At 62.1% G+C, this 8,868-nt stretch carries 9 protein-coding genes and 1 pseudogene; 6 read left to right on the forward strand and 4 right to left on the reverse strand.

Annotation, left to right across the window (positions count from 1 at the left end):
• On the reverse strand, window positions 1–217 hold a 217-nt coding region (locus tag AC1DS3_RS30575; protein ID WP_477128598.1), incomplete at its 3' end, for a hypothetical protein.
• A 30-nt stretch (window positions 218–247) separates the two neighbouring features.
• On the opposite strand from AC1DS3_RS30575, the gene AC1DS3_RS30580 reads away from it, so the two are divergent.
• From AC1DS3_RS30580 to AC1DS3_RS30595, 4 genes are all read left to right on the forward strand, one after another.
• Window positions 248–745: a MarR family winged helix-turn-helix transcriptional regulator gene (locus tag AC1DS3_RS30580; protein WP_477128599.1), complete on the forward strand. Its 498-nt coding sequence runs from the start codon at window positions 248–250 to the stop codon at window positions 743–745.
• A 212-nt stretch (window positions 746–957) separates the two neighbouring features.
• Window positions 958–1,383, forward strand: coding sequence for an organic hydroperoxide resistance protein (locus tag AC1DS3_RS30585; protein ID WP_043353183.1), 426 nt, complete (start codon window positions 958–960; stop codon window positions 1,381–1,383).
• Between the two features lie 146 nt (window positions 1,384–1,529).
• Entirely contained in the window at window positions 1,530–2,456 is a 927-nt protein-coding gene (locus AC1DS3_RS30590; RefSeq protein ID WP_441640818.1) for a LysR substrate-binding domain-containing protein, read from the forward strand.
• 133 nt (window positions 2,457–2,589) lie between these two features.
• Window positions 2,590–2,964 carry a CzcE family metal-binding protein gene (locus AC1DS3_RS30595; protein WP_477128600.1) on the forward strand — a complete coding sequence of 125 codons (375 nt, stop codon included), beginning with the start codon at window positions 2,590–2,592 and terminating at the stop codon, window positions 2,962–2,964.
• Window positions 2,965–2,976: 12 nt separating this feature from the next.
• Here AC1DS3_RS30595 and AC1DS3_RS30600 read toward each other — a convergent pair.
• Window positions 2,977–3,214: pseudogene (locus AC1DS3_RS30600) on the reverse strand (ISKra4-like element ISBusp5 family transposase); the annotation flags it as partial.
• 351 nt (window positions 3,215–3,565) lie between these two features.
• On the opposite strand from AC1DS3_RS30600, the gene AC1DS3_RS30605 reads away from it, so the two are divergent.
• Window positions 3,566–4,639 (forward strand): porin, encoded by a 1,074-nt coding sequence (locus AC1DS3_RS30605; RefSeq protein ID WP_477128601.1) that lies wholly within the window; start codon window positions 3,566–3,568, stop codon window positions 4,637–4,639.
• A 128-nt stretch (window positions 4,640–4,767) separates the two neighbouring features.
• Here the strand turns inward: AC1DS3_RS30605 and AC1DS3_RS30610 are convergent, their stop codons facing one another.
• On the reverse strand, window positions 4,768–5,394 hold the full coding sequence (locus AC1DS3_RS30610) for a trimeric intracellular cation channel family protein (protein WP_441640821.1): 627 nt from the start codon (window positions 5,392–5,394) through the stop codon (window positions 4,768–4,770).
• Complete coding sequence (locus AC1DS3_RS30615; RefSeq protein WP_441640822.1) at window positions 5,391–6,656, reverse strand: M20 family metallopeptidase; 1,266 nt, start codon at window positions 6,654–6,656, stop codon at window positions 5,391–5,393. The genes AC1DS3_RS30610 and AC1DS3_RS30615 overlap by 4 nt, the downstream gene beginning before the upstream one ends.
• Window positions 6,657–7,730: 1,074 nt before the next feature.
• Here AC1DS3_RS30615 and AC1DS3_RS30620 point away from each other — a divergent pair.
• Window positions 7,731–8,816, forward strand: a complete 1,086-nt coding sequence (locus AC1DS3_RS30620) for an FUSC family protein (protein ID WP_477128602.1) — start codon at window positions 7,731–7,733, stop codon at window positions 8,814–8,816.
• Window positions 8,817–8,868 lie beyond the last annotated feature (52 nt).

The raw sequence follows: 8,868 nt of genomic DNA on the forward strand, positions 1-8,868 counted from the left end.
GGTTGGCAGATGTCGTTTCACCAGGGCACGCCGACGGACCCTTTTCCTGCTTGATGCGTTTCAAGCCGGCTGGCCTGGCGGCAAGCGCGCCGCGTTCTTGTCGCCTGCCGCGACTGGCCGTTTCACTGGGCGTGATGGTAGCTAAGGGCATTGCAAGGCCTTTACCTTCACCTTTACCTTTGCCAAGCGTTGGTTTGGCAAGAAAAATAGCTTGCAATTAAATCGTGCGCTATGTATATTTCAGCCCATGGACACGAAACGCACCTCCCGGACCAAGCAGGCAGCACCCGGCGCCACGGCAAATGCCGCGTCGGCGTTGCTTCTGGACCAGCAGTTCTGCTTTTCCGTGTACGCCACGTCGCTTGCGCTGAACAAGCTGTACCGCAAGCTGCTGGCGCCACTGGGCCTGACATATCCGCAGTATCTGGTGATGATGGTGCTGTGGGAGGCCGATGGCCTGACCGTGTCGGAAATCGGCGGCCGCCTGCATCTGGATTCGGCCACGCTGACCCCGCTGCTCAAGCGCATGGAAGCGCAGCAACTGCTGCGGCGTGAACGTGCCGTTGCCGACGAGCGGCAGGTCATCGTCACGCTGACCGCCGAAGGCCATGCGCTCAAGGAGCCGGCGGAGGCAGTGCCCCGCGCGGTCCTGTGTGCCTCGGGCTGCAGCGTCGATCAGGTGGTGGCCGTGAAGGCGGAGCTGGACCAGCTGCGCGAGCGGTTTGCCATAGCGGCCGGCGGGTAAGGATCAAAGCGCCGGCGCGATTGACGCGATTGACGCGATTGACGCGATTGACGCGGCGGCTGACGGCGGGCTGAACAACTTGACAGCCCGTTTTGATTGTCTAATATATAGCGTGCTATTTAATAGCTAGCTATTAAATATGGAAAGCGAACAGGCTTTCTCCAACCGAAGGCTCGATGAGCCAGTGTTATCAACTAGCCAGGAGTGTCATCATGTCGATCGAAAAAGTCCTCTACCGTGCTTCCGCCACCGCAACCGGAGGCCGTGACGGCCGCGCCGTGTCGTCCGATGGCGCGCTGGATATCAAGCTGGCCACCCCGCGCGAGCTGGGTGGCGCGGGTGGTGCCGGCACCAACCCGGAGCAACTGTTCGCGGCTGGCTACTCGGCTTGCTTCCTCGGCGCCCTGAAGTTCGTGGCGGCGCGTGACAAGGTGGCACTGCCTGCCGACACCGCCATCACCGGCCAGGTCGGCATCGGCGCCATCCCCACCGGGTTTGGCATCGAGGTGGACCTGAACATCGCGCTGCCCGGCCTGGACCGCGCCGTCGCGCAAGACCTGGTCGACAAGGCGCACGTGGTCTGCCCGTACTCGAATGCCACGCGCGGCAATATCGACGTGCGCCTGACGCTGATCTAAGCACGCATCTCCATCCCCCGCGTCCCCGGGGCCGGCCCCGCGCAATGCTCTAAAATGAGCATCCTTTGCGCGGGGCCGGCTGCTTTGTCTCGCGCGCAGCCTCAAGTGGCAAGCAGCGAAGCAACAAGTCAGCCCCCGGAGACACAGTGCGCTACGAACTCACCGACCTGCGCCTGTTCCAGGCGATTGCAGAAGCGCAGAGCCTGTCCAGTGGTGCTTCTGCCAGTCACATCACGGCGTCCGCCGCCAGCTACCGCCTCAAGAATCTCGAACACGCGATGGGCACGGCCCTGTTCGTGCGCAGCGCGCGCGGCATGGAACTCACCCCTGCCGGCAAGACCTTGCTGGTGCACGTGCGCGAACTGCTGCGCGGCGTGGAGCGCATGCATGGCGAGGTCGGGCGCTTTTCCGCCGGACTCAAGGGCCATATCCGGCTGCTGGCCAACAGCAGCTCGCTCAACGGTTTTATCATCCCCAGCGTGAGCCGCTTCCTGGCCGCCAACCCGGACGTCAACATCGACCTGGAAGAGCGCGCCAGCCAAGCGGTTCCCTGCGCCGTGGCCGCGCAGGAGGCCGATATCGGTATTCTGGCCGGCGATATCGATGCCAGCGACGTCCGTGCCGTGCGTTACGCGGTGGACGAACTGATCCTGGCGGTGCCCAACGGCCACCCGCTGGCGCGCCAGGCCGAGCTGCGCTTCGGTGCCGCGCTGGATTTCGATTTCGTATGCATGAGCCGCGGCAGCAGCAACTTCCTCTTCCTGCGCGACATGGCGCAGCGCGCCGGAAAAACCCCCAACGTGCGGCTGCACGCCCATAGCTTCGAGGCCGCGTTGTCACTGGTCGAAGCCGGCGTGGGCGTGGCGCTGGTGCCGCGCAGCGTGGCCGCGGCGGCCCTGCGCGAAGCCCGGATAGCTGGCGTGCGGCTGGCGGAAACCTGGGCCCGCCGCGAGCTGAACCTGATCGTGCGCGCCGAAGGCAAGCTGCCGTCCTTCACGGCGGCATTCGTGCAATTCCTGCTCAATGATCCGCGTGTTGCCGCCACGCGGGAGGATGTCGCCCCGGTGGTGTAGCTGCCGGTGTCACTGCGGAGCATGAAAAAAGCGACTGAATACGCGATGAATATATCATTTTTAGAATAGATTCATCGTCGCTACACTTTCCTCGTGTACCCAAATCTGACAAGGGTAGGCACAAGGAAACACGATGAACAAGAAGCAAACGCTCGCCGCCGCTCTGGCACTCTCCCTCCTCGGCATCGCCTCCGCCAGTCCCTCCGCCTGGAGCGCCACGGCGCCCACGCCGGCCACGAAAGCCGCCMGCGTCGCCGCTCTGTTTGGCAGTCCCGCCGACGTGAGCACGACGACCCGCACGGTCACGCTGGTCCCGGGCATGAACTACGTGAACGTGGCATCCGGCGAAACGGTGGCCTTCCGCGCTGGCGACAAGACCGTCGGCTGGACGTTCCTGGAGGCCATCGGCGGGACCTCGGTCGATATGAGGACCATCTTCCCGGAGGTGGCGCAGGCCAAGGGGATCCGGGTGTATATCGCGCCGAGCCAGTTGTTTACCGGAGGATGAGCCAAAGCCACAACGGAGCACGCCACAGACCACGCACGCTCTACTCGACGCGCAAAAGCGTTCGAGCTGTTCGACAACGAACACCTGCTGGATGCAATTGACAATCGACCATTGACTTGCCTTCAGCCAGGGACAGTCCTACGTCGCCGGAGGTCTGACTTCCGGCGGYCCGATCAAGCCGCATGACTGCGATACGCTTGACCGCGGTTCCATCACCATCATCGAGCACAAGAGCGATCGTGCATCGCATGGCAGCCTCCGTCTCGTTGCTACGAAGACGATACGCGGTTGCGCCGGCCTCCCAGGCCTTTTAACGGCTTCCCTCAACAGCGGCTTCTTTGCGTTCATGCGCACAGCGAAGTGCGCTCGATCTCCTGCCCCACGGCATCAGAGCAATGCCTCCATTTGCTACGTGCACGAACAGTTATTCCTGTTTTCGGAACAATAATTGCCATCATGACGCGACTGTTTACCTAATCCTGTCACATAACCGCCTCAGAATGCAGCGGTCGCATCGAGGGATGGCATTCCTTCGCTTCTCCGCTCTGCCTCTCCGACGGCGGCGGAAAACTACTCGCTCAAACAGAAAACCGAAATGACCGTGAACAAAACTCTCCTCGCATTGGCCGCCGCCGCAGMTTGCTCCATGTCCGGTGCCGCTTTCGCCCAGACCACTTCCAGCGTAACGCTCTACGGCATTGCCGATGCCGGCGTTAGCTTTCAGAGCCATGTGCAAGGCCCGAACGGCGGCGGCTCGGTCACGGGCGTGACGTCCGGAGGCCTCTCTGGTTCGCGCTGGGGCATTCGTGGCGTGGAGGACCTCGGCAACAATCTGAAGGGCCTCTTCGTGCTGGAAAGCGGCTTTGACATCGACACGGGCAAGTCCGGCCAGGGCAACCGCCTGTTCGGCCGCCAGGCTTATGTCGGCCTGCAGAGCGACCTGGGCGCCATCACGCTGGGCCGCCAGCAAAACTCACTGTATGACCTGTTCACCGCCTATGACCCGATGGCGGCCGGCAGCAGCTACTCGCTCAACTCGGTCGATACCCAGGGCTTCAATGGCCGCGCCGACAACGCCGTCAAGTACACCGGCAAGTTCGGCGCCCTGACCGCAACCGGCTTCTACAGCTTCGGCCGCGATAGCAACGTCACGAACGGCGGTGAAGTGCCGGGCAGCTTCCGGGTTGGCAAGAATTTCGGCGGTGGCCTGGCGTATGCCAACGGTCCGGTGTCGGTGGGTGTCGCCTATGACCAATACCAGGGCAGCACTGTCGGCACATCCGGCGCAGCAGCCAAGCGCGCCGCGATTGGCGGTGCCTATGCTTTCGGTGATGCCAAGGTGTTCGCCGGCTACCGCTGGATGCGCGACGAACTCACCAGCGCGACCGCAGTCCGCCAGGACAACCTGTACTGGCTTGGCGCGCTGTACAAGTTCACTCCCGCCTTCAGCCTGACCGGCGCGGCGTACTACACCGACGCCCGCAAGGACAGCAACAGTTCGTGGATGTACGTCTTGAATGCCGACTACGCCTTGTCCAAGCGCACAGACGCCTACGTGCTCCTCGGCTACGTGAAGAACAAAGGGCAGGCAACCTACGGCGTGACCAACGCAATGAACACCCTGCCTGGCCAGAACCAGACCGGCGCCATGGTTGGCGTGCGTCACCGCTTCTAATACTGCTCGCGATATCAGCCAGCGCGCTGTCGGGGTTCGCTGGAGACAAGTCATATCGACCTTGCCTTTGTTCACTGGGCGCAAGGACGCTTGGCCGGCAGATATGCCGGCCTTTTTTTGAAAGCTGACTACGCGGCGTCCGGCCTATGGAAAACAGGTAGGCTCCAGGAATAGCGCAGGGCAAGCAGGCGGATCGCGAAGCAGATCGACGCCGCAAACCAAGGCGTGACTGCCACCCTCCATTCCATGAATTGTCCAAGCACTTGTATGGCTGCGCCCACCAGTGCGGCGAGCGCATAGATTTCCTTCTGCAGGATGATCGGTACGCGATTGAGCACCACATCCCTCACCACGCCACCGCCAACAGCCGTCACCATGCCGAGCACGATGGCAACCTCGATGTTGTGGCCAAGCAGCAGCGCCTTGTGTGCGCCGACGACCGCAAAGAAGCCCAGTCCAAGCGAGTCAAAAAAAACGACGGGATGCTTGAGGTGGTCAACGATTGGACGCGCCCAGATTGCCATTGCCGAGGCCAACACCGAGGTCGCGAGATACCGCCAATCTGAAATGCCCACCGGCGGTAACGATCCCAGGCAGAGATCCCGAACGATTCCTCCGCCACAGGCCGTCATATAGCTGATCGCGACGACACCGAACAGATCKAGGCGTTTCTGTTCAGCGGCAAGGGCTCCGCTGACTGCAAAAGCGAAGGTACCGAACAGGTCGACCAAGACAAAGAGACCGTGTTCCATCATGCCGCTTGCTGAGCGCAAAGCCAGGCAGACGCCGCCGTCAGCATGGCCTGCAGCCCCGTTTCCAGCGTCGGGTGGACGACCGGTGCGAACTTGGGCGAATGATTGCTCGGTATCTTATTGATTTGCTTGTCCTTCTTGGCCTGCGCATACACACTGGGGTCGGTTCCGCCGACGAACCAGAAAACGTATGGCACGTTCCACGTACGCCCGAAGATGCTGAAGTCTTCGCTGGCTGACGCCGGAGCCGTCTCATAGGCCCGGTCGCCAAACTGCGCATTGAAGGCTGCCGCGATCTTCCGGGTCGACGCATCGTCGTTTTCGGTTAGCGGGTAACTGCTGAGGGTGGTGAACTCGGGCGGCCGCTCAGCATTGGAGGCATCGCACTCCGCGCAGCAAATGCGTTTGACGGACGACAGCATGTGCTCGCGCACATCTTCGTCGAAGGTGCGCATATTGAGCTTGATCGTGGCATCGTCAGGAATGATGTTTTCCTTGGTGCCGGCCTGCAGCGAGCCAATGGTCAACACGGCATTATCCAGCGGCGAGATTTCGCGCGAAACGATGGTTTGCAGGCGCAATGTGGTGGCGGCGGCCATGATCACCGGATCGATGGCGGTCTGCGGTTGCGAGCCATGTGACCCGCGACCGAATAGTTTGATCTTCAAGCTGTCACCGGCTGACAGGATGACACCTGGGCGGTAGCAGACCGTTCCACTCAGTCCTACCATCACGTGCTGCCCCAAGATAATGTCTGGCTTGGGGAAGCGCCCCTCCCCCCAATCCTGGACCATGCTCGCTGCACCCCGGCCCACTTCCTCGCCGGGCTGGAACACGAGCATGACAGTGCCATTCCAGGCGTCGCGATGCTCTGCAAAAATGCGTGATGCCCCCATCAACCAGGTCACGTGCAGGTCGTGCCCGCAGGAGTGGGCCACGCCCACCTCCACACCATCTTCATCTTTTGCCTTGATGGTACTGGCATAGGGCAAGCCCGTATTCTCCGCCATGGGTAGCGCATCCATGTCGGCACGCAACATCACGGTAGGGCCTTCGCCATTGCGCAACACGCCAACGACGCCTGTGACGCCCACCGCGCGCGTCACCTCGTAGCCCAGCGTTTCGATGTAATCGGCCGCGAGCTTGGCGGTGCGAACCTCTTGCATCGACAGTTCTGGGTGCTGGTGGATATCCTTGTAGATTGTTTCGAGTTCCGCCAGCAGCGCTGCGCCGCAGGTAGTCAGGGCTTGGACGAGCGGATTCATGGCAACCTCCGATTGTGAATATGTTGGATGCCTTACGCCATCGCGCAATCGTCATCCCATTTCGCAGGTAGAGATATATGAAGTTGCAGTATAGGGGGCAATGTGCCTATCCGCGATTCAGGATGATGCGTCGTCGCTTTCAGATAGGCGTATAGCGTCCGCGTTCGCACTACTTGCACGTGTGCTATCACGCGACCGCGTAAATGTCACTTTGGCGACAGCTTGCAATCGCAATTCATGACTACGTGAAGTGCAGGCGCTACGCCATGCATGAAATAGGCGTACAGCGCCGCCGCATCTTCATCCGTTACCAGCGCATAGGAGGTGTATGGCATCGCCGGGTACAGGCGTTGCCCGTYTGCACGCACGCCCTAGCGCGACGCATCGGTAGACTTTGCAAGTGAATAGTTGCCGATGCCATGGGTTTTCGATGGAGTGATATTCGTCGAAACAATGGCACCAGGGGGCGTTGGAAGTGACAGTCCGCCTGCATAAGGCTTCCCGCCTGGCGCACTGTGGCAGGCCACGCAGTCGCCTGCCGTTGCCAGGTATTGGCCTCGTTTGACCAGATCTGCATCGCCGGCGCCCTGTGCCTCGCTATGCGATGCATACGTACCTGAGAGCGACGTTATCGCGCAACTTAGGACAAGGAAAAACCGAGGCATCCATCGGGTCGAGTGCACGCTGATCTTGCTCGCTTCCAGGCGGAGAGTGTAAGCCCCCTCAGTGTGATTGAGCCTAGTGTAAGGAGCGAAACTATGCAATTTACGTTCTTCATGATGGCGCCCGTTGTAAGCGATMAGTAGTGGGCCATGCGGCGACTCCTTATCAAGATCGACCTTGCCTGTCTGGCATTCACCTGCGTCGCCATTGCCACCATCGCAGTCAACCGGCGGCCCCGGCGGCGCGCCCCCCGCATCTTCACGCTGCCGTCAGGCCTGGTGGCGCAGGGCGCGTGCCAGCGTGCCCGGGCCCCGGTTGCCTTACGGTGAAAGGCAGAGGACACTAGCGTACTTTGCCGGTGCCAGCCGGGCGATTGCGCCCRGCGCCGCTTCGCTGTCAGCCAGGTCGCCGATGTTGCTGCCMAGAATYACCCGTCTGCTCRCGCGCGTCCATCCGATGCTGCGGCGTGCGCTGCGCCCGGTGCTGGATCCGGCGCGCCGCTACCGCCATGCCAAGGTGATTCATGCAGCCAGGGTGGCGCTTGGCCTGCTGACGTCCATTGCGCTGACCACCGGCATCCACCTGCCTCATGGCGAATGGGCATCGATCACGCTGCTGGTGGTCATCGGTGGCCTGCAGCACCACGGCAATATCCGCAAGAAGGCGGCCGAGCGAGCGMTCGGCACGCTGATCGGCGCGGGCGCGGGGCTGGTGATCATCCTGCAGCAATCGTATTTGCACGCGCCCTTGCTCAGCTACGCGCTGATCGTGATCGCTTGCGCCATCTGTGCGTATCACGCGATCGGCAAGKGTGGCTACGTGGCGCTGCTCTCCGCCATTACCATCTTTATCGTCGCCGGCCATGGCGAGAACGCCATTGCGGACGGCCTCTGGCGCGCGGCGGATGTGCTGATTGGCATCGCGATCGCGCTGCTGTTCTCCTTTGCGCTGCCCCTGCACGCCACCTATACGTGGCGCTACAAGCTGGCCKAGGCCCTGCGCAGTTGCGCCAGGATGCACGCGGCCATCGTCAACGATGCGGGCTTCGACCGGGCCGTGCTGCAGCAGGCCATGGTGCTGCAAGGCAGCTTGCTGGTGCAGCTGCGATCGCTGATGCCGTCGGTGGCCAAGGAGATCAATGTCTCGATGGAGCAGCTCGAAGCCATCCAGCACGGCATGCGCGTGTGCATCAGCCTGCTGGAAGTGCTCGCGGCCACGCGCCCGCGCGTTGACGACGAAGAGGCCAAGGCATTCGTGCGCGACCATCTTGCCGAAGAAAACCGCCGCGTCAGCGCCATGCTGATCGGCATGGCGCGCGCGTTGACCCATGGCGTGGTGGCGCGCCTGGCGCCGCGCGGTACTTGTTCGCTTGCGCGAATTGCGGGCACCGTTGCGCCGCAATGGGCTGGCTATGTCTCGCTGACGCTGCGCTTGTCCGGCGAGTTCGACGATCTCAGGCAGCGTCTGGCGGCCATCGCGGATCGCTGGAACATTTAAGCCTGCTTTGGTGTTCACCGGTCGCCTCGACGCCGGTGATGAGTTTGCCCGG

This window comes from Cupriavidus sp. 01L46, assembly GCF_056399905.1.

What these genes read in the sequence shown, in the direction of transcription:
- AC1DS3_RS30580 (WP_477128599.1), top strand. Translation starts at nt 248, where the DNA reads ATGGACACGAAACGCACCTCCCGGACCAAGCAGGCAGCACCCGGCGCC.
- AC1DS3_RS30585 (WP_043353183.1), top strand. Translation starts at nt 958, where the DNA reads ATGTCGATCGAAAAAGTCCTCTACCGTGCTTCCGCCACCGCAACCGGA.
- AC1DS3_RS30615 (WP_441640822.1), bottom strand. Translation starts at nt 6,656, where the DNA reads ATGAATCCGCTCGTCCAAGCCCTGACTACCTGCGGCGCAGCGCTGCTG.